The following is a 22,187-nucleotide window of genomic DNA, read 5'->3' as shown; positions in this document are numbered from 1 at the left end:
GTCGCCTGATCCGCGGTCAGCGGACGGAACGAGCACTCTCGGCGACGCGCGAACTCAGTTGAGCAGGAACTGCGCGCTGTCGGCGGAGGCGAACCCACCGATCGACGTGTTCAGGTGGTAGGAGGCACCGCCGGCGGGCACCGGGTCGCGCGGCTGATCGCAGGTGTCGGGTGCCGACCGCGTGCGGTCCCAGGTGATCGGCGGGTTCGACGAGACCGTCTTCCCCGGCTCGAGGAGCACCTGCTGGTCACTCGGTGCGGTCTGGCAGTCGGTCGACGTCCAGTACGGCTCCTCACCGCTCGAAACGGTGAACACCTGCTGGCTCGTGCCGGCGTTCATCGTGCACGCGGCCGAACCGGTGTTCGTCACACTGAGCGAGAGCTGCGGGAGTTCGTCCGCCGCGAAACTCGTCCCGTTCACGACGGCCTCGACGCGGATCTGGTCGGCCGTGCACGCGGCAGCCGAACCGGGGTCGGTGGTCGCGGCCTCATCGATCGGTGCGGTCGTCGACGCCTCAGGAGCCGGGGTCGGCGCAGGGGTCGCTGTGGGCGTCGGGGTGGGCGTCGCGGCGGTGTTCTCGGTGCCCGGACCCGACGCGAGCCGGACGATGAGCACGATGACCAGGACGATGACGGCGAGCAGGACGCCGAACACGATCAACCTGCGTCGCCAGTAGACGGCGGGCCGCTCCGGTCCGCGGGGATTCGTGAGGCTCGACATGCTCACAGATTAAGTGCAGTGGCGCGGAAACGCCCGATGCCCCGCCGTCGGTGCGGACCGTGGTCCGACCGATGACGAGGCATCGGGATGGTGCTGGGTGGCGCTCGGTGGTGCTGAGTGGTGCGAGCGCCTAGAGCTGCTGCGCCGAGCGACGACGGGCGATCACGAGCGCGAGGCCACCGACGAGGAGCAGTGCGGCGAGCGCCGCGTTCCCCCACGGCTCGGCACCGGTCTTGCTCAGGCTGCCGTCCTGGCTGCCGCCGGCCGTTCCCGAACCGGTCCCGCCGCCCGCACCGGGCTGGGTGCCCGGGTCGGTGCCGGGGTCGACCGCCGCAGCCTGCACGACGATGTCCTGCCAGCCGATGACGTTGCCGTCGGCGTCCTGGACGACGAGGCGGTGGGCACCGACCGGCGCGTCCTCAGGAACCGTGACCTGCACGTTGCCGTCAGCGTCGACCTGCACGAGGCCGTCGCTGACGAGGATCGGGTCGGAGTGCAGCCAGACGCTGACCCAGGTGCCGGCGTACTCCTTGCCGACGTGGATCGTGGCGAGCTTGCCGATGATGAAGTCGGTGATCGCCTTGATCAGGTCCTTGAGGGCCTGGATGAGCGCGGACTCCGGTGCGGGCGTCGGCGGCGTGACCACCGGCGGCGTCGCGACCGTGAGCGGCACCGTCAGCGTCGTCCCCGACTCGAGTGCCGTGAGGCGCACCGTCGCCGCGCCGTCAGCGGTACCCGCCGGGACGGTGAAGGACACCGTCGCGGCCCCCGCGGTGACCGGGACCGTCCCGATCGGCGAGCCGTTGAGTTCGATCGCCAGCGAGGTGTTCACCGGGCTGCCGGTCGAGGTGAGGTCGAGCTTCGCGACGTCGAACGAGACCGTCTTCCCAGCGGCGACCGCTGCGGTCGGCGCGTTCGTGACCTGCACGCTCTGGCGGGCGAAGTCCGGGGACACCGGGCTGTTCGCCGTCAGGTAGGCGATCCACGCGTCGCGGTCGACGAGACCGGAGTCGCGCGTGTCCGTGCCGTTCGCGAACTCACGGAAGTTGTCGCCACCCTGCAGCAGGAAGCTGAAGGAGCCGATCCGGTAGCTCTTGCTCGGGTCGATCGGCGCACCGTTCACCGTGATGCTCGTGATCCGCTGTCCCTGGGCCTTCGTGGGGTCGAACGTGTACTGCACGTTCGACGACAGTCCGAGCTGCAGGTACGGACGGGACGGGACGTTCCCGGCCGCGTCGAGCTGCCACTGCTGCTCGAGCACGGTCTTGAACTGTGCACCCGTGAGCGAGGTCGTCCACAGGTTGTTGAGGAACGGCAGCACCGCGTTCGCCTCGGCGTACGTGATGTCGCCCGCGAGGATCTCCTCACGCATGCCACCCGGGTTGACGATGCCGATGTCGGCTCCGCCCCGGTCGGCACTCGAGAGCGAGGCACGGAGCGAGTCGGCGACGAGCGCACCGAGCGTCGACTCGGCGCCGCGGTCGTCCTTCACCCCGTTGTTGAACGCGCGGGTGATGTCGGCCTTCGCCTCACCGATCTTCTGGTTGCCGATCTCCGCCGCGACCGCGAGGGCCTTGTCGGTGATCGTCTTGACCGTCGCGACCGCGGGGAACTGCTTGACCAGGTCGGCCTCGGCAACGGTGGTGCGTGCGACGTTCTTCGCCGTGTAGGCGGTGACGTCACCCGACGCGCGGTCGACGGTCAGCGTGATCTGACCGATGAACTCGCCGTAGCTGCCGGTCTGGAGCACCGGACGGGTCTTGCCGGTCACGCCGGGGATCGGAGCGTCCCACGCGTACTGCTTGTGCGTGTGGCCGGTGAAGATGGCGTCGACGTCCGCGCTCGTCGTGGTGACGATCTCGGTGAAGGCGCTCTGTTCGGCGAGCTCCTGCTCGAGGGTCGCGCCGTCCGGCGTGCCTGCTCCAGCACCCTCGTGGTACTCGGCGACGATGACGTCCGCCTCACCGTTGGACTCGTCGCCGTCGGTGAGCTGCGCCGCGACGCGGTTCACGGCCTCGACCGGGTCCCCGAAGTCGAGGTCGGCGATGCCTGCAGGCGACACGAGCGTCGGCGTCTCCTGGGTGATGGCACCGACGACGGCGACCTTCACTCCGTCGATGTCGAGGATCGTGTACTCCTTGAGCGCGGGCTTCTTCGTGCCCTTCTCGTACACGTTGGCCCCGAGGTACGGCCAGGCGGCGTTCTTCCCGTCGGCCATGACACGGTCGACGAGGTCACCGTAGCCCTGGTCGAACTCGTGGTTGCCCACCGCGGAGGCCTTCAGGCCGAGTGCGTTGAGCACGTCGATCGTCGGCTGGTCCTGCTGCGACGACGAAGCGAAGAGCGAGGCACCGATGTTGTCACCAGCGGAGATGAACGCCGTCTGGTCGGGTGCGAACATCGCCTTGAGCTGCTCGATCGTGCCCGCGAACTTCGTCGTGTTGGCGTCGATCCGACCGTGGAAGTCGTTGATGTTGAGCAGGTTGACGGTCGCAGACTCGCTCGCGTCGGCGCTGATGCCGATGATCACGGGGTCGTGGTCGCTCGAGCGGAACATGTCCGGCACGTTGAAGTCGGTCACGTTCGCGTTGTAGCGGGAGTACTCGAGGGCGATCGACTCGACGGAGTTGATGTTCCACACGTCGGCACCGGTGACGCTCTGGTCGGCTTCCGGCGACGCGAAGATGTGGTCGAGGGACCCGACCGCACCGTCGAACGCGTAGGTGTATTCCCCGGTCTTGGCCTCCTGGCTGATGTAGCCGGCGTCGCGGAGCACGTCCAGCGGGTCCTCGGCGTCGTAGGAGTTGAAGTCGCCGACGAGGAAGACCTTCTTCGTGCCGATGTCCTTCGAGACCGTGTCGGCGAAGGTCACGAGGGCCTTGGCCTGACGCGTGCGGTCGCCGGTGAAGGCGCCCTGGCCGGTGTTGGCGTTGTCGCCCGTCGCGGCCTTGGAAGTGCTCTTCGACTTGAAGTGGTTCGCGATCACGAGGAACGTCGCCGCGTCGTCCGCACCCTTGGGCTTGAACGCCTGCGCGTCTGGCTCGCGGGCGTTGTCGAAGGCCGGCTCGTCGAGCAGGATGCGCGACTCGCCGACGGTCTCGACGGCGGCCGACTTGTAGATGAACGCCGTCCGGATGACGTCCTCGTCCGCGGGGACCTTCGCGGGCGACGGGACGAACGTCCAGGTGCCCGCACCGGCATCGGCGTTGAGCGCCGCGGTCAGGGTCTTCAGCGCGTCGTCGCGGTCGAGGCCGATCGATGCGGAGTTCTGAATCTCCTCGAGGGAGACGACGTCCGCGTCCAGGGCGTTGATCGCCGAGACGATCTTCGCCTGCTGACGCGCCAGGCTCTCGGCCGTCGCCGCTCCTCGGACGCCGCAACCGGCGGCGTCGGAGTCGTCGACGGTCGTCTTGCCGCCCTCACGGTCGGTGAAGAAGGTGCAGCCGGTGCGCGAGTCGCCGGTGGTGGCGAAGTAGTTGAGCACGTTGAAGGTAGCGAGGGACACGTCGCCGCCGACCCCGCGAGGCGAGGTGGAGCGGGTGTTCTCGAAGGACGCCGGCTGCACATCCGCGGCGTTGGCGCCGGTGAGGTGCTGCGTGGGCTGGAACTTCCAGTTGCTGTTGCGGAAGTCGAAGACGACCGGTGCGGTGAAGTCGACGGCGGCACCGACCCGGACGGGCGCGGTGGTCGAGACGTACGGGAGCGGGATGCCCGTGTTCTCAGCCTTCGAGAAGTCCACGGTGGAGCCGTCGTCGAGGACGACCTTCTCCGCCGGCACACGGGCCGCGGCCGCGAGCGCCTCAGCAGAACCGGGCTTGCCGAGGACCGTCGGCGTGACGAACGGCGTCGTCGATGCCGCGAGCGCGACCTCGCCGTAGCGGTTCGTGCTGTAAGTGTCGGTGACCGTGTAGTCGCCGGCCGGGTCGAGCAGCATGCCCTCGAGACGCTCGCGTTCTTCGTCGGTGGCCGGGAAGGCGACACTGGCGGCGGTCGGAGCGCTGACACCGGTGGCGTCGAGCACGGAGACGGCGGCCGGGTCGGTGACCTTCAGCTGCGTGAGGCCGTAGTACTCGTCCACGACGCCGGTGACCTGCAGGTACTGGCCGACGGCGACGGAGCCGACGGTGGCCGGCGAGTAGACGAAGACGCCGTCGGACGCGAGGTGCGTCGCGGGGTCGATCGCTCCACCGGTGCCCGCGGTCTGCAGGTAGTAGCCGTTGAAGCCGCCGGTCGGGAAGCTCGCGGTGACGAAGCCCGTGGTGGTGACCGTCTGGCCGACCATCGTGCTCGCGGCGCCGGTGCCCTGGATCTCCGCGATCGTCGCCGTGCCGGGCTCGACCGGGGTGGTCGGGTCCGTGGGTTCAGGGGTCGGCTCCGGTGTGGGCTCGGGGTCGACCGGGGTATCGCCGGCGCTGTTCTGCGGCGTGACCGTGTCGCTGACCGTGAAGTCGGCGGCGTTGCTGTCGGTGTCGGCGAAGTTGGTGCGCACGATCGACTGCGGAACGGTGTTGCCCGACGGGGACGGCGACGCGGCCGTCTCGAAGGTGTTCGACGTGCCGTAGCCGAGGAGGTCGACGACAGCAGGGTCGCCGACGACGGAGCCGGGCGTGAGCGTGACCGCAGTGGTCGAGGCGACGAGCGCGAGCGTGCCCTTGGTCCCCGAGGCGTTCAGCTCACTGGTCACGTCGGGTGTGGGCAGGGCCGAACCGGTCGCGCCGTTGCTGCCGCCCGAGACGAGGAAGTAGCCGCCGGCCGCGATCTTCCCGGTGAGCGGAACCGTCGTCGACGACGCCGCGGTGCTGGTCGCCGAGCGGTACTGGATCGACCAGCCGCTGACGTCGACCACCGCGTCGCTCGGGTTGTAGAGCTCGACGAACTTGTTCAGGTAGGGCGCGTTCGCGCTCCCGCCCGAGAGGTAGGCCTCGTTGATGACGACGCCGAGGCCGTCGGTCGAGGCGACGGCTGGTGTCGCCACGAGGGGCGCGGCGACGAGCCCGGCAAGGGCGGCGAAGGCGGACAGCCTCCACGGGTGTTTGAACGACATGTGGCTCCGAATCGAGGGCCGTCCTCGTTCGGAGCGCGCGAAAACGCACCCCCCATTCGAGGCACAGACGATGGGTAGTGCCTCACAAGCTAACCGACATGCGTGACGGAAGACCACCGCGAATGTGAACGGCACGTAAATCCGGGCCTGCTCATCTGAGCACGGGCTTCGCGTTGGAAATGTGCGAAATCGCTGATCAGGGAGGTATTGTGAACGGTCTCATCGGTCACTCCGACGAGCGCCAACCTTCAAGCTGTGGTTCAGAGCAGCTTGAGCATGCGGGTGTTACCGAGCGTATTCGGCTTGACCCGCGCGAGGTCGAGGAACTCCGCGACACCTTCGTCCGAGGAGCGCACGAGCTGTGCGTAGACCTCGGGTGGGACGATCTCCTCGCCGATCTCCTGATAGCCGTGCCTCGTGAAGAAGCCGGTTTCGAAGGTCAGGCAGAACAGGCGACGCAGGCCGAGCTCGATCGCGTCGTGCTCGAGGCGCTCGACGAGCGCGTGGCCGACCCCGGTGCCGAGGTGGTCGGCGGAGACGGCGAGCGTGCGGACCTCACCGAGGTCCTCCCAGATGACGTGCAGCGCGCCGCAGCCGATGAGTTGGCCGTCGGGTGTCTCGGCGACGCGGAACTCCTGGACCGCTTCGTAGAAGACGACGTCGTCCTTGCCGAGGAGGATGCGCTGCTGCACGAGTGGTTCGACGAGCGCCTGGATGCGTCGGACGTCGCTCGTGCGGGCGCGACGGACCACATACCCCTGCTGAGCCTGCTCGACCATCCCGCCTCCTCCTGTCAGAACCTCCGAGAAGTCTACTGACGGCAGCGCGGTGCTCCCGACCGGGCGCGGGTCGATGGGCGTCAGCGCGGTGCGCTCGAGCGAGCGCTGCCGAAGCGGCGTGAGCGCCACCCAGCCGCGCGAGCGCGGGCCTCCAGAGGGGCGCGCTCGGTCCGGTGGGGCGCGCTCACGTCAGCGCACCGCGCTGGCGCCGGACACCGGAGTGACGGCACCGGATCACGAGAGGCGGATCAGTGCCAGGACCTCGGACCCGCGGTACCGGCCGGGTAGGTGTCGATCGACACCTCGTCCTTGCGCCACGCCTTGAGGACGGGCGCGACGATCCGCCAGCACTGCTCGGCCACGTCACCGCGCACCGACAGGGTCGGGTCTCCCTCGAGGATGCTCGACAGGACCTCGCCGTAGGCACTGAGCTGCCCGGCCTGGAGTTCGGCATGGAGGGCGACCGGGTCAAGTTCGAAGGGGTCGTCCTCGCCGTTGATCATCAGGTCGAGGTCGAGCGACGCCGGCTTCAGGCCGATGCGGAGCCGCGCCGGGGTCTTCATGCCGTGCAGGCCGGACGGGAGGTGCGGCACCGGCTTGAAGGTGAAGACGATCTCCTGACGGGTGTCCGCCAGCGCCTTCCCGGACCGCAGCACGAACGGGACACCGGCCCAACGCCAGTTGTCGATCGCGAGGGTCATCTCGGCGAGCGTCTCCGTGTGGTGCGACGGGTCCACACCCTGCTCGTCGATGTAGGCGGGCAGCTTGCGGTCGCCGATCGTCCCGGCGCCGTAGCGTGCCCGCCGACTCTCCGTGCCGTTCGCCTTCCACGGACGGGTCGCCCGCAGCACCTGGGCCATGCCGCCGCGCAGATCTTCGGCGTCGACGCTCGCCGGTGGCTCCATGGCCGCGAACGCGAGGACGAGGAGCAGGTGACTCTGGATCATGTCGATCAGGGCGCCCGCACGGTCGTAGTATCCGGCGCGACCCTCGAGCGCCAGCTGCTCGTCGAAGACGATGTCGACGCGTTCGACGTTGTCGGCGGAGAGGAGCGGCTCGAAGATGCGGTTCGCGAAGCGCAGGCCGAGCAGGTTGAGGACCGTCGACTTGCCGAGGAAGTGGTCGACGCGGAACACCTGCTCCTCCGGCACCAGGTGCTGGAGCAGACGGTTGAGCGAGCGGGCGGAGGCGTAGTCGGTGCCGAACGGCTTCTCGAGGGCGAGCATGATGCCCTTCGGGAGCTCCAGCTTCCGGAGCGCCTTACAGGCGAGCAGGGTGATGGCGGGCGGCAGGGCGAAGTAGAGGGCGACGTTCGGTCCGGCTGCCGCGAGGACGCGTTCGAGCGACGCCGGATCGGAGACGTCGGCCTGCACGTAGGCGGTCTCGGCGACGATCTTCTCGGCGAGCTCCGACGGGGCGTCCGCGAACGCGGTCTCGACGCGCTTCCGCCAGGCCTCGTCGCTCGACTCGGAGCGGTCGACCCCGATGAGTCGCACCGCCTCGCCACGCGGAGAGGCGAGGAGCGACGCGAGTCCGGGCAACAGGAGTCGAGCCGTGAGATCGCCCCCGGCACCGAGGATCACGAGAGTTCGAGGGGCGGAGGATTCCGAGGTGGCGGCGGTCATGCGGCGATCCTACGCGGTGCGCCGACGAGGTCGCGCGGCCTTGCGCCCTCCGAGGCCCCCTCACCCGGGCGGGCAGGCAGTACTGTGAGCGCATGCGACTCGGAGTCCTCGACGTGGGATCGAACACCGTCCACCTGCTCATCGTCGATGCCCACCCGGGAGCACGGCCGATCCCCCAGTCGTCGCACAAGTCGGTGCTGCGACTCATGCGATACCTCACGCCGGATGGATCGATCAGCGATGAGGGCGTCGCGGTCATCCTCGAGTCGATCGGTGCAGCGGCAGCGATCGCCCGCGAGAGCGGCCTCGATGAGCTCCTATCGATGGCGACCTCGGCCATCCGTGAGGCGACGAACGGTCCGGAGGTCCTCGCCCTCGTCGAGGAGCGGACCGGCATCGCCCTGCAGGTCCTGTCCGGTGACGACGAGGCGAAGCTCACCTTCCTCGCCGTCCGCCGCTGGTACGGCTGGTCGGCCGGCGAGATGCTCCTCCTCGACATCGGCGGCGGCTCACTCGAGATCGCGGCCGGCGGCGACGAGTACCCCGATGTCGCGATCTCCCTCCCGCTCGGCGCCGGACGCTCCACCGTCGGCTTCCTCCACGACGACCCACCGACCGCCGCACAGCAGGAGGCGCTCCGCTTGCACGCCCGCGAGGTGCTCGCCGCGGCACTCCCCGCGTTCGCCGAGGAGCCCGACGCCCATCACGTCGTCGGGTCTTCCAAGACCATCCGCTCCCTCGCACGCCTCGCAGGATCGGTGGCGGATGGGATCGGTGGCACCGAACGATCGCTGCTCCGGCGCAGCCAGCTCGACGACTGGATCCCCCGGCTCGCCCGCATTCCGGCTGAGGCCCGCCCCGCGCTCCCCGGGATCACCGCCGACCGGACCTTCCAGATCGTCGCCGGCGGCATCGTCCTGTCCGAGGCGATGGCCGCCTTCCGCGTCCGCGAGCTCGACGTCTCCCCGTGGGCGCTCCGCGAGGGCATCATCCTCCGGTACCTCGACCGCCTCGGCTGACCGCCACCGTTCGCTCGCCCAGGTTCGGGCGCTCCAGTGCTCGCGCGCCCGGAGATGGGCGAACGAACACCCCTGACACGACGAAGGCCCCCACTCCGCGGAGTGGGGGCCTTCGGTGACTCGGGACTACTCGCCCGTGATGGCGAGGTCCGGCGTGGCCGAACCCGTACCGAGCGACGCCTGCGCGTTGACGCCGGCACCGACCGACTCACCGCGAGCCGAGGTCGTGAAGGCGAACGCGCCGTTCACGAAGTCGACGTGCACGTGGTCGCCGGCGTTGAGCTCGCCGTGGAGGATCTGCTCGCTGAGCTGGTCCTCGACCTCGCGCTGCATCGCACGACGCAGCGGACGAGCACCGAGGGTCGGGTCGAAGCCGACCTCGATGAGGCGCTCCTTCGCCGGCAGCGTGAGCTCGATCGTCATGTCGCGGTCGAGCAGACGCTCCGAGAGACGCTTCGTGAACAGGTCCACGATCTGCAGGAGCTCCGGCTTCGACAGCTGCGGGAACACGATGATGTCGTCGACACGGTTCAGGAACTCGGGCTTGAAGTGCTTCTTCAGCTCCTCGTTCACCTTGCCGCGCATGATGTCGTACCCGGTCGAGGCGTTGCCCTCGATCTGGAAGCCGACCGGACCACCGGCGATGTCACGAGCACCGAGGTTGGTGGTCATGATGATGACGGTGTTCTTGAAGTCGACGACGCGACCCTGACCATCCGTCAACCGACCCTCTTCCAGGATCTGGAGGAGCGAGTTGAAGATGTCGGGGTGGGCCTTCTCGATCTCGTCGAAGAGCACGACGCTGAACGGCTTGCGACGCACCTTCTCGGTGAGCTGGCCGCCCTCTTCGAAGCCGACGAACCCGGGAGGAGCACCGAACAGTCGCGAGACCGTGTGCTTCTCGCCGTACTCCGACATGTCGAGGGAGATCAGCGCGCCTTCGTCGTCGAACAGGAACTCGGCGAGCGCCTTCGCGAGCTCGGTCTTACCGACACCCGTGGGGCCGGCGAAGATGAACGAGCCCGAGGGACGCTTCGGGTCCTTGAGGCCTGCACGCGTGCGGCGGATGGTCTTGGAGAGCGCCGAGATGGCCTCCTCCTGACCGATGACCCGCTGGTGCAGCGCCTTCTCCATGAAGACGAGTCGCGAGGACTCCTCTTCCGTGAGCTTGAAGACGGGGATGCCGGTCGCCTGGGCGAGGACCTCGGCGATCAGACCCTCGTCGACCTCGGCGGTCGTCTTGACGTCACCCGAGCGCCACTGCTTCTCGAGGCGAAGACGCTCGCCGAGCAGGTTCTTCTCCTCGTCGCGGAGCGACGCCGCCTTCTCGAAGTCCTGCTCCTCGATGGCCGTCTCCTTGGCCTCGCGGACGCCGGCGATCTTGTCGTCGAACTCGCGCAGCTCCGGGGGGCTCGAGAGGATCGACAGACGCAGGCGTGCACCGGCCTCGTCGATCAAGTCGATGGCCTTGTCGGGCAGGAAGCGGTCGGAGATGTACCGGTCGGCGAGGTTCGCCGCCGAGACGAGCGCGCCGTCGGTGATGGACACCTTGTGGTGTGCCTCGTACCGGTCGCGCAGCCCCTTGAGGATGTTGATCGTGTGGGGCAGCGACGGCTCCATGACCTGGATCGGCTGGAAGCGACGCTCGAGTGCGGCGTCCTTCTCGAAGTGCTTGCGGTACTCGTCGAGCGTGGTGGCACCGATGGTCTGGAGCTCACCGCGAGCGAGCAGCGGCTTGAGGATGGAGGCCGCGTCGATCGCGCCTTCGGCGGCACCGGCACCCACGAGGGTGTGGATCTCGTCGATGAAGACGATGATGTCGCCGCGGGTGCGGATCTCCTTGGTGACCTTCTTCAGGCGCTCCTCGAAGTCACCGCGGTAGCGACTGCCGGCGATGAGCGAGCCGAGGTCGAGCGAGTACAGCTGCTTGTCCTTCAGCGTCTCCGGGACATCGCCCTTGACGATCGCCTGGGCGAGACCCTCGACGACGGCGGTCTTGCCGACGCCGGGCTCACCGATGAGGACCGGGTTGTTCTTCGAGCGACGGGAGAGGATCTGCATGACCCGCTCCATCTCCTTGTCGCGACCGATGACCGGGTCGAGCTTGTTGTCGCGCGCGGCCTGCGTGAGGTTACGGCCGAACTGGTCGAGGATCTGCGACCCGCCCTGTGCCTGCTGCTCACTCTGGTTGCCGCCGACCGGGGCTGCTTCCTTGCCCTGGTAGCCGGACAGCAGCTGGATGACCTGCTGGCGCACGCGGTTGAGGTCGGCACCCAGCTTCACGAGGACCTGGGCTGCGACGCCCTCGCCCTCGCGGATGAGGCCGAGCAGGATGTGCTCCGTGCCGATGTAGTTGTGGCCGAGCTGCAGCGCTTCGCGCAGGCTCAGCTCCAGCACCTTCTTGGCGCGCGGCGTGAACGGGATGTGTCCCGTCGGCTGCTGCTGGCCGGTGCCGATGATGTCGGTGACCTGCTCGCGCACGGCATCGAGGGAGATCCCGAGGGACTCGAGTGCCTTGGCGGCGACTCCTTCTCCCTCGTGGATGAGGCCGAGCAGGATGTGCTCGGTCCCGATGTAGTTGTGGTTGAGCATCTTGGCCTCTTCCTGGGCCAGGACGACGACACGACGCGCACGGTCGGTGAATCTCTCGAACATGATCACTCTCCTCCGGCACCGGGCAGGGTGGTGATGCCGTTAGTAGGAGCGTAACGACCGCCGCAGCTCTCTTCGCCCCTGTTCGCCGTGGGCGTGATGCGCGGCCACCGGGAACGCCGCAGCGCACGTGCACCGGGCACGTGCGCTGCGGGTGTCGGAGGATCGCGGCTCGGTCAGACCGGGAACCGGACGGTCGCCGCGAGGGCGCCCCCACCGGGGACGTCGTCGGCGCGGACGGCGAGGATCCGGGCGTCGGACAGCAGCGCCCGGCGGAGGATCTCGTCGATCACGCCGTAGTTCGTCGCGTCGGCGTCGTCGGCGAGGGTGACGACACCGGTGGTCTCGTCGACCGTGCCCGGCAGGTTGCTGTCGATGTCGACGAACAGGGTGTCGACCGCGTTCGCCGTCGCGGCGCGTGCCACGTCGCCGAGGTCGGTCACGGCACGGCCGTTCGACGCGCGGGTGCCGAACTCCTCGCACAGTGCGTGCAGTTCGGCGGCGTACAGCTCGTCGAGGATCGGGCGGGCCGCCGCGGCGAGCTGCTCGTCCGAGCGCTCCTGCTGATTGCCCTCGATCTCGGGCTTCACCAACTGCTTCGAGGTGCACACCGATCGGAAGATTCCGGTCATCGGCTCGGCTCCGGCGAGGATCAACGGCTCCTTCGAATTCGCGAGGATAGGGGCGAGCGCCTTGTCGATCACCTGCGCATACTCCTGCATCCGGATCTTCTGGCCCTCCGACCCCTGGATGCGTCCGAGCTGCTCCCGACCGTTCGATCCACGCCCACGGATGGAGTCCACGTGGGCGGCCGCCGCGACGTCGTCGGGGATGTCCAGTTCGATGCTCGTCGCCGGGAGGTCCCGTGCCACGGCGACGAGCCGCACGCCGCTCTGCGCCAGGGCGAGCACGTAGGCGGATTGCGGGAACGTGAGGGCGCGCATGAGCGGCTTGATGTAGAAGCGGTCGGAGACCTCGTTGCACGAGCGCAGGACGTTGGGCACTCGGAAGTACCTGGTCGTCGACGGGCTCACGAAGATCGCGAGGCTCGACGACAGGTACCGCAGGAAGTCGGGGTCTTCGAGGAGCCGATCGATCTCATCGGTGAACCGGCTCACGTCGGTGCGGTCCGCCCCGGCCGACGCCAACTGTTCGACGGCCTGTTTCACCTGGTTCTTCAGGTCGAGCCGGATGTGGCTCGTGTCCGCGGGGTTGGTGCTCGTCTCGAGGTAGATCGACACGCTCGACGCTTCTCGGGCGGTCGCGAGCTCGACGATGTCGGAGCGGGTCGGAATATCGGTGTGGTGCACTGATGCCTCCTTCGATCGCGTCAGGCGAAGGGTCGACCGGGAGCAGGCGACGCCGTCGTGGGCCTGACTTGACCCCAGTATAGGGAGCGCCCACCCCTCGATCCGGGGTCGATTCTGCGGACATTCGGAGCCGGGTCGGGCCGCGGGACCTCGATCCCGCGGCCCGACTCACGGCCTCGTCACTCGGTCGTGACCGGTCCGTCCGTCGCCTGCTCCGGTGCGACGAGGCGTCGCGTCCGCCGCAGCGCGAGGACGAGCAGACCGGCGACGACGAGCAGGCCGGCCGCGAGGAGCGCGCCGGTCGTGAGCCCGGCGCCGGTGACGGCGAGCGGACTCGCGGTGTCCCGGCCGTTCGTGGCCTCCGGTGCACCCGGCGTCGCGCCCGGCCCCTCCGGATCCGGGCCGGTCCCGGGCTCGGTCGCGATGAGACCGCCGTTCCAACGGAGGTCCTCGCCGTCGGTTCCGTTCGGCGACGGGTCCGCGATCACGATGTCCGCCATGACCCACGCCGCCGGGTCGATCGCGGAGTTCCGGAGATCGTCGTCGCCGACCCGAGGCGACGTGGCGTCGGCCATCAGGTCGTCCGGGAGTCGCACGTCGATCCGGTAGGCACCGGAACGGAGCGCCTCGAACCGGTACTGCCCGTCGGCGTCGGTCGTGACAGTCCGGGTGACCGGCTCCCCGCGCTTGTCGGTGCCGGTCAGTTCGAGCTCGACGTCTGCGACACCAGGCCCCGGCGTCCCGTCGAGCCCGTCGTCGTCGAGCCCGTTCGCGTCGAGATCCCACCAGATGCGTTCGCCGAGCGCCGAGCTCACCAGCTGCGCCGCGACCTGGGGCGATTGTGCGCCGAGCGATTGCGTCGCGGAGTGCACGACGGCGTCGTTCACGAACCGGGCGTCGACCGCGGCACCGGTGGTCGTCAGCTCGTAGTCGACGACCACCGGCGCGAACGGCGCGAGCTCGGCGACGGTGGCCTCGATCGCGGTCGCCTCTGCGATGGACGCCGGGCACCCGGTCATGCCGAATTCGTCCGCCGCGCACCACCGCGCTCCGTCCGGCAGGGTGCCGAAGCCGTCGTCGACGACGGGGTCGACGTTGCTCGCGACCGCATCACCGGGGGCCGCCGTGTAGCGGAGGTCGGCTCCGTCCGACGAGGCCGGACCCGCCAGGACGCCCTGCCCGGTCGAGCCACGTTCGTCGCCCGGGTACGGGAGGACGTCGATCATCCGCACCTCGCGCTGCACGGCCCCGGCGCTCATGTTCCCGAAGACGACGTCGACCTCGACCGCGTCGCCGAACTCGACGACGGACCGGGCCACGTGCTTGTCGATCTGCAGTCCGGATGGGGTGGTGACCACCATCGACTGCCAGGAGTAGTGGGAGTCGAGTCGTCCTGGCTCCGCGGGGAAGTCCGTCAGGGACCCCGGGTCGTCCGGACTCGCGACGATCGCACGATTGAGGAACTGTCCGACGGAGAACCGGTCCGAGACCGCGGTGTAGGCGATCACCGGCTCGGCTCCCTGTCGGATCCGCCCGAGGTCCCAGGTGAGGAGCGTGCTGCCGTCCGCCTGCGGGACCACGGTCGTGGCCGCCGGGGTCGCCGAACCCTCGTCGAAGAGGAATCCGGCCGGCAGGGAGTCCGTGACCGTCACGGCGTCGGCTCGATCGGCCACCCCGTCGGGGGTGATGATCTGCGGACGCACCTCGAAGGTGATGGGTGAGCCAGCCGCGATCGGTGCCGGAGCGCCAGGCGCGACCTCCGGTGAGGTGGCCCGCTTGTTGAGCGTGACCGCCGCGTTCGCGGCGACCAGTTGATCGCCACGGGGGTACTGTGCGTTGCCCTCGGACGCGCGGTACCGGCCGTGCCACCATCCGTCCTCCACCCAGGCGGTCGCCGACTCCCGGTCCGGACCGTTGCCGGAGGACTTGATGCTGTAGGTCTCGGTGATCATGGTGCCCACGTCGAGGCCCTGTTCGGCCTGCAGTTGCACCCACAGGGTCACGCTCGTGCGAGGAGGGAGCTCGCCGTCGACGGGACGAAGACGGACCTTCGTGATGTCGTCGGTGTCGACGAGTGACGGGTCGGCGATCCAGGTGTCGTCGGCGTCGTCGCAGGTGGTCGCATCCATCTGCGCCTGCCGGGTCTCGGCGTCGGCCGCGGCGTCGACGCTGGGCGTCGTCCCGTACTCGACGATCACAGGCCCGGCGGTTGAGCGGAACTCTGCAGGGTCTCCTCCGCCGGGACGCTCACCGACCTGCTGGGTGGCCGGGTCGAACACCGCGCAGAGCACGGCGCCGGTCAGGGCACTCGTCGTGGTGTTGTTCCAGGCGACGGTCTGCTCGAACCGCTGGCCGCCGGCGACAGGCCCGTCGCCGGAGCCGGCCGTGCTCTGTCCGGGCACCATGCGGTTGTCGGTCCGGCGGTCCGAGTACCGGCTCGCGTGGTCTCCGCCGCCGGTGCGCTGGGCGATCGTCGCGGTGGCGACGTTGTCCGCCAGCGGCTCCGGAGCGTTCGGCAGGGGCGCCCCGTCGGCGGCGACACCGGTCACGCGGAGATCGGCGAGGTCCAGCCGCACGGGCAGGGCGCCGTTCGCCGGGACGTCGTCCTCGGGCACGAACACGCCGAATCGTCCAATGGCGAGGTAGCCCTGCGCCGTGATCGCGGAGCCGGAAGCGGACCGCGAGGGGATGTGGTCGCCGCTCAGGTCGGCCCCACTGACCGTGACGAGGACGGAACGGCCGTCGGCTGCCGGTTCGCAGGTCCAGGTCCCGGAATCCGAGACCGCGTCGTCGCCTCCGCCCGCCGCCTTCGGGAAGACCGCGGAGTCGAAGGCCCCGGTGAGACAGCTCTGCGGCACTGGCCTCCCCTCAGGGTTCACGGTCGCGAGCCGCGTGCCGGCTGGATACCCGTTGAGATCGATGACGAAGGTGACGTCGCCCACGACGTTCCCGGATCCGCGGGCGCCACGTCCCTCATCGGTGCCGAAATCGGTGATCGAGAGGTAGGTGTCGTGTGCGATGTACCAACCCACCGTGCCGTCCTGCTCCTGCACGCCGTCGACGACCGGGCCCCGTCGGACGCCGACGTTGACGCGCGGGCCGCTGCTCACCACCAGATCCGGTGCGGTCGTGCTGGCCCGGATCTCGGACCCGTCGGCGGCGTCGGCGGCGATGATCTCGATGCCGTCCTGCGGCGCGCTGATGACGGTGCCGTTCGCCGGCGCGGTGGTGAGCATCGCGGTGAGCTCGATGGCGCTCACCGAGTTCGGGAGGACGTCGGAGCGGACGCAGTCGAGGACGGCGCGGTCGGGACTGACCGTGGATCCGGCGACGCAGTACCCCGGCAACTGATCGACGGTGGGCCACTGCAACCCTTCGGGCAACCGCTGTCGGACGACCACCCGGTTGTCGCGGGCGGCACCGCGCAGCTGCGCCTCGATCGTGTACGTCACGGCGTCGTGGGACCGCAGCACCGCGTCGTCGGGTGAGACGTCGAGCCCTGGACCGGGCGCCGGATCGAAGGGAACGCTCCCGGTGGCGGTGCGCTGCAGTGAGGTGTTGAGGCCGAGCGCCTGGGTCGCGGCGGAAGCGGGAGTCGAGGTGGTGTCCGGTGCCGTGACCGGCAACATGGCGCCGCCGGTGACGGCGACGATGGACAGGGCGCCGAGCGCCCTGCGGAAGAGGATGGTGTTCACGTGGGTCCGACCTTCTGGAGGAGAGGGGGCCGTCACACGATACACAAATTGGTCGACTGATATGTGGAATATTCAACCTTCATTACGATGCAGGACGGCTGTCGGGGACGGGCGCGACATCCGGAGCACGACGAAGGGGGCCGACCGCGATGCGGTCGACCCCCTTCGATGGGATCACTCGGCCGTCGCCTCAGGCTCCATCCGACGACGGCGGGCGAGGACGAGACCGACTCCGATCGCCAGGAGCAGCGCGGCCGTCACGGACCCCGCGAACACCCAGGCCGTGCCGGTGTCGGCAAGGCCGCCGCGGTTTGCTTTCGCAGCAGCTTCGTCGACCTTCGGAATGCCGGGCGGATCCACGGGCGCAACCGGGGGCTCGGCTCCGACGACCAGCCCACCGTTCCAGGTCAGGTCCTCACCGTCCGCACCGGTGGGTGAGGGATCGACGATCGTGATGTCCTCCATCACGCCCGCAGCGGTGTCCACGGCGGAGTTCAGCAGGTCGTCGTCGCCGACGCGGAAGGTGGTCACACCCGCGTTCGCCGGGACGTCCACGACGATCGCGTATTCACCGGACACCAGACCCGAGAACCGGTATGAGCCGGTCGAGTCGGTCACCGTCTCGGCCTCGACCACCTCACCGAACTTGTCGACTCCGGAGAGGTGGATGGGCACGTCGGCGACGCCCTCACCGGGCGCCCCCTCCGGGCCATCGTTGTCGAGACCGTCCTCGTTCGTGTCCCACCACAGACGCTGACCGATCGACGAGGACACCACGCGGGTGCTCACGAGCGGCGACCGGGCCCCCAGGGTCTGGGTCGCCGAACGGACGGTCGCGTCGTTCGAGAAGGTGGCACCGCTCGGCGCACCCTGTGAGACGAGGGTGTACCGGACCTCGACGCGTTCCAGGGCCGCGAGCGAATCGACGTCCATCCGGATCGCGGTGACGTCGGCGAAGGACGAGGCACAGCCCTCGGCGCCGAGCTCGGACGCGGTGCACCAGGCCGAACCGGCCGGGAGCTCACCGTATCCGGCACTGCCGTCGACGACGGATGCCGCGGCGACGGCCGCCGGATCGGCGTCCGTGTACCGGACCGTGACACCGGACGGTGCCTCGACCGCTGCTGCCAGCACACCCTCGACGGACGACGAGCGTGCATCACCGGCGTAGGGCAGCACGTCGATCGACGAGGCGCCCTGCTGCGGGGTGTCGGCGTTCATGTTCGCGAACGCGACCGTGTAATCGAGGTCGTCGCCGGACTCGACCACCTGCTGTGCCACCGACTTCTCGATGCGCAGCCCGCCGGGAGCACTGAGCGAGACCGTCTGACGAGAGTAGTGCGCATCGGAGATCGTCGGGGAGGCCGGGATCTCCTCGAGGGACGACGGATCGTCGGAGCTCGAGACGATGACCTGGTTGACGAGGTCGCCGACGATCGTCGAGTCGGTCTTGGCCCAGTAGGTGATGACAGGCTCGCTCCCGCGGTCGATCCGCTCGAACGACCAGGTGAGCTCGGTCGTGCCGTCCTCCGCGGTCACCACCGAGTCCGGAGCGGACGAGACGTCTGCAGGGTCGAAGGCGAGCCCCTTCGGGAGTCGGTCGACCACGACGACGTCGCGCGCGGCGTCGGCGAGACCGGACTTGCTGGCGATCTGCGGGGTCAGTTCGAACTGCACGCGCTCTCCTGAGGCGACGTGCGCCGGCGATCCCGCATCGACGGCGGGCGCGATCGCGCGCTTGGCGATGGCGACGGACCCCTCCGAGACGAGGAGGCGGTCTCCACGGGGGAAGTCCTTGTTCGTCGACTGCACCGGATTGTACTTCCCGTGGTACCAGGCGTCTTCGATCCAGTGGGTCGGCGCATCGGCGTCGTCGCTGTACATCGAGGTCGACTTCACGGAGTAGGTCTCCATGATGGTCTCGCCGACCGGCAGACCATCGCGGAGCTGCAGCGTGAGCGACCCGTTGAACTGCGCTCCCGCAGACAACTCGCCGCCGACGGGACGGTAGCGCACCCGCGTGACGTCCTCGAGATCGAGCGACTGCCAGTTCGCGGTCCAGGTGTCGTCTGAATCGTCGCAGGTCGCGGCGTCGAGGCCGCTCCAGCGGGTCTCGTCGTCGGCGGTGGCGTCGACGACCGGCGTCGTGCCGTACTCGACGATGACCTGACTCGGGTTGAACCCGTCGGCAGCCCCGCTCGCGCGGACGGTGACCGGAGGAGCGCTGGCACCCGCGGTCGCGATGAACTGGGTCTTGGGGTCGAAGACCTGGCACACGATCGCGCCCGTCATCGGCGCCTCGACCGAGGAGTTGATGACGGCCGTGTGTGCGACGAAGGTCTGCCCGCTGGTCACCGGGCCGTCTCCGGAACCGACCGTGCTCTGGCCGGGGACCTTGGTGAGGTTGGACGCACTGTCGAGATACCGCGTGCTGTGGCCCGCACCCACGCGTCGGGTGAGGCGCGTCGTCACGGTGTTGTCGGTCAGCGGCTCCGCACGGTTCGCGATGGGCTCACCGGCTGCATTCTCACCGAACGCCACGAGGTCGCGCAGGGTGACGAGCGAGTCGATACTCCCGTCGGACGGGACGTCGGTGTGCGGCACGAAGACCGCGAACTTGCCGATCGCGACGTAGCCCCGAGTGGTGATATTGGCACCGGCCGCAGTCTTCGTCGGGATGTGATCCGCGCTGAGGTCGGCACCCGAGACGACCACGTGGATCAGCTGGGGATTCGCCGCATCGGGCGTGCACGTCCAGGTGCCCGAGTCGGTGACGCTGTTCTCCGCACCGCCGGCGCTCCAGGGGAACGCACTGCCGTCGTAGGGGTTCAGCGCGCACCGCTGCCCGGCCAGATCGACGGCTTCGGCATGGTCACTGAAGTCGGACAGGTCGATGTCGAACGTCACGTCGCCGACGATGGCCGACTGGCCCCGTGCGCCGAGTCCGCCCGCTGCGTTGTAGTCGGCGAGGTCGAGGAACGTGTCGAAGTACACGTGGTACCCCCTGACCCCCTCCGCGTTGACCGCGACCTGGTCGGTGGTGTGCCGCTTGACGCCGAGATTGAGGCGGGGACCCGTACTCATGACGAGGTCGTCCGGCGTCACCGTCGAAGACGCGGCCCGCCCACTCGTCGCGTCGGCGGCCGACACCTGGATGGCGTCCGCCGGAGCCGGCAGGACGGTTCCGTCGGGCAGTGCCGTGCTGGCGGAGGCGATCAGGTCGTAGGTCGACACGGAGTTCGGCGCGACGTCGTGCACGACGCAGTCGACGGTGCGCGCATCATCGCTCACGACCGAACCGTCGCCGCAGTAGCCGGGTAGGGACCCGACGGCAGGCCACGTCATGCCGCCGGGGAGCTCCTGACGGATCGTCACGACACCGTCCTGGGCCGTGCCGTTCACCTGGACCTCGATGCGATAGGACACCGTGTCGTGCGAGCGGACGATGAGATCCTCGCCGCTGCTGTCGCGACCGGGCCCTGCATCGTCGTCGAAGGGAGCCGTACCCGTGACCGTGCGCTGCAGCTTGGTCAACAGCGTCAGTGGACCGGCGTCAGGCGTCACCGCCGTCGGAGCTGCGGGCGCCTGGTCGGGCGCCGTCGGCGCCTCGGGAGACGCCGACGAGGTGTCGTCGGTCGTCGGCGGATCGGTCGCGGCCGACGCAGGCACGATCGCGCCGAAGCCGATCACCGCTGCTGCCGCAACGGCGGTGCAGGCCGCGAGTGCGCGTGGCGGGGAGAACAGAAGTGACATGGAGTCGCTTTCTCGAGGGGGTGAACCCTGCGAGAATATCAGACAGATATATCTGTTGAAAACAGCACATATCAGTTACTGCAGCGCGGACGTCAATCTGGCGAGGTTGTCGAGCACCGTCGACCGGAGGGGCTGCTTCAACCATTCCGCGAGCGTCAGTTCCTTGCTGATCTCCCGGTACCCGTCCTCGACGCCGCGCATCTCCTGAACGAACTCGCGCCCGCGGACCATGAGCGAGACCTCCAGGTTGAGACCGAAGGAACGCATGTCCATGTTGCTCGACCCGATGACGGCGACGTCGTCGTCGATCGTGAAGTGCTTCGCGTGGAGGATGTACGGCGCCGGGTACTGGAAGATCCGCACGCCGGCTCGCAGGAGCGCCTCGTAGTAGGAGCGCTGCGCGTGCCAGACCATCGCCTGGTCGCCGATCTCCGAGACGAACAGGTCGACCGGCACACCACGCTGGACCGCCGTCGTGACCGCTGCGAGCAACGACTCGTCAGGCACGAAGTACGGACTCGTGATGACGATGCGCCGCTGCGCCGCGTAGATGAGGGTGAGGAACAGCTTGAGGTTGTTGTCGCCGTCGAACCCCGGCCCGCTCGGCACGACCTGCAGCTCGAGGTCGCCAACCGGGCGGGCCTCGAGCAGGCCGACCTCGTGGGAGAGCACGTCGCCCGTCTCGCTGTACCAGTCGCTCAGGAAGATCGTGTTGATCCCCGCGACCCCGGGGCCCTCCACCCGCGTCATGAGCTCCTGCCACTGGAGACCCCGCTTGATGTTGCCCGGCTTGTTGTAACTCCGGTCGATCATGTTCTGCGAGCCCATGAACGCGACCGCACCGTCGACGATCACCATCTTGCGGTGGTTCCGGAGGTCGGGACGTTGGAACTTGCCCTTGAACGGTTGGAGCGGCAGCATGAGCGCCCACTGGGCACCCATCGCGGTGAGGCGTTTCAGCGTGTGCTTGTAGTCGGGGGTCCGCCAGCTCGCGAAGTGGTCGAGCAGCACCCGGACCGTGACGCCGCGGGCCACCGCGCGCTCGAGCGCGTCGAAGAACGGCTTCGTCGTGCGGTCGCAAGTGAGGATGTAGAACTCGACGTGCACGAACTGCTCGGCACGGTCGACCTCGTCGGCCATGGCGTGGAGCGAGGCCTCGTAGTCGCCGATGAGACTCGCGGTGTTCCCGCCCTGCAGCGGCATCGACCCGAGGTTGCGGTTGAGCGTCACGACGGACCGAAACCAGGCCGGCGCGTTCGAGGTCAGGTTCGCCTTGACGAGGTCGCGGGTCGTCTGGCGGATGTAGACGTTGATGTCGTACTGCTTCCGCCGGCGCACCCGTGGGAGTTTCGGGTTGCCGATGAGGAGGAAGGCGATGACACCGACGTACGGGATGAGGAAGATCGCGAGCAGCCAGGCCATCCCCGCGGTCGGGCGCCGGTTGCGCGGGACGACGATCACCGCGATGACACGGATGATGAAGTCCAGGACGAGGGCCGTGATGCCCAGCCAGTTCCAGGAGAACTCGATCGTCATGTCGCCCATCCGCTCAGCTGCCGAGGCTCCAGCCTACTGACCATGCCGGACAGC

General features: G+C 68.9%; 10 protein-coding genes. 1 reads left to right on the top strand and 9 read right to left on the bottom strand.

Annotated elements, in window-relative coordinates; all coding sequences use genetic code 11:
- Nucleotides 1–54: 54 nt before the first annotated feature.
- The 4 genes from ACLIME_RS00300 to ACLIME_RS00285 form a co-directional block, all read right to left on the bottom strand.
- A complete protein-coding gene (locus ACLIME_RS00300; protein WP_202939473.1) occupies nucleotides 55–720 on the bottom strand; it encodes a hypothetical protein in 666 nt (221 codons plus the stop codon).
- Nucleotides 721–850: 130 nt separating this feature from the next.
- Nucleotides 851–5,764, bottom strand: a complete 4,914-nt coding sequence (locus ACLIME_RS00295; protein ID WP_411557943.1) for an ExeM/NucH family extracellular endonuclease — start codon at nucleotides 5,762–5,764, stop codon at nucleotides 851–853.
- A 260-nt stretch (nucleotides 5,765–6,024) separates the two neighbouring features.
- Nucleotides 6,025–6,543 (bottom strand): amino-acid N-acetyltransferase, encoded by a 519-nt coding sequence (locus ACLIME_RS00290; protein WP_411557942.1) that lies wholly within the window; start codon nucleotides 6,541–6,543, stop codon nucleotides 6,025–6,027.
- 248 nt (nucleotides 6,544–6,791) lie between these two features.
- Entirely contained in the window at nucleotides 6,792–8,168 is a 1,377-nt protein-coding gene (locus ACLIME_RS00285) for a glucose-6-phosphate dehydrogenase (RefSeq protein WP_192004610.1), read from the bottom strand.
- A gap of 92 nt (nucleotides 8,169–8,260) precedes the next feature.
- Between ACLIME_RS00285 and ACLIME_RS00280 the strand changes: the two genes are divergently transcribed.
- Entirely contained in the window at nucleotides 8,261–9,187 is a 927-nt protein-coding gene (locus ACLIME_RS00280; protein ID WP_079705168.1) for a Ppx/GppA phosphatase family protein, read from the top strand.
- 126 nt (nucleotides 9,188–9,313) lie between these two features.
- On the opposite strand, the gene ACLIME_RS00275 is transcribed toward ACLIME_RS00280, so the two are convergent.
- From ACLIME_RS00275 to cls, 5 genes are all read right to left on the bottom strand, one after another.
- Entirely contained in the window at nucleotides 9,314–11,842 is a 2,529-nt protein-coding gene (locus ACLIME_RS00275) for an ATP-dependent Clp protease ATP-binding subunit (protein ID WP_064294324.1), read from the bottom strand.
- A 173-nt stretch (nucleotides 11,843–12,015) separates the two neighbouring features.
- Entirely contained in the window at nucleotides 12,016–13,149 is a 1,134-nt protein-coding gene (locus ACLIME_RS00270; protein WP_079705167.1) for a hypothetical protein, read from the bottom strand.
- A 179-nt stretch (nucleotides 13,150–13,328) separates the two neighbouring features.
- On the bottom strand, nucleotides 13,329–16,844 hold the full coding sequence (locus tag ACLIME_RS00265) for an SdrD B-like domain-containing protein (protein WP_411557941.1): 3,516 nt from the start codon (nucleotides 16,842–16,844) through the stop codon (nucleotides 13,329–13,331).
- A gap of 174 nt (nucleotides 16,845–17,018) precedes the next feature.
- Nucleotides 17,019–20,597 (bottom strand): SdrD B-like domain-containing protein, encoded by a 3,579-nt coding sequence (locus tag ACLIME_RS00260; RefSeq protein ID WP_411557940.1) that lies wholly within the window; start codon nucleotides 20,595–20,597, stop codon nucleotides 17,019–17,021.
- Between the two features lie 75 nt (nucleotides 20,598–20,672).
- Complete coding sequence (cls, locus tag ACLIME_RS00255; RefSeq protein WP_137242235.1) at nucleotides 20,673–22,142, bottom strand: cardiolipin synthase; 1,470 nt, start codon at nucleotides 22,140–22,142, stop codon at nucleotides 20,673–20,675.
- Between the last annotated feature and the right edge of the window lie 45 nt (nucleotides 22,143–22,187).

Source organism: Plantibacter sp. MPB07 (assembly GCF_046619465.1).
Taxonomy (GTDB): Bacteria; Actinomycetota; Actinomycetes; order Actinomycetales; family Microbacteriaceae; genus Plantibacter; species Plantibacter auratus.
The sequence above is the reverse complement of the archived record's forward strand: the minus strand, read 5'-3'. Positions and strand labels throughout refer to the sequence as shown.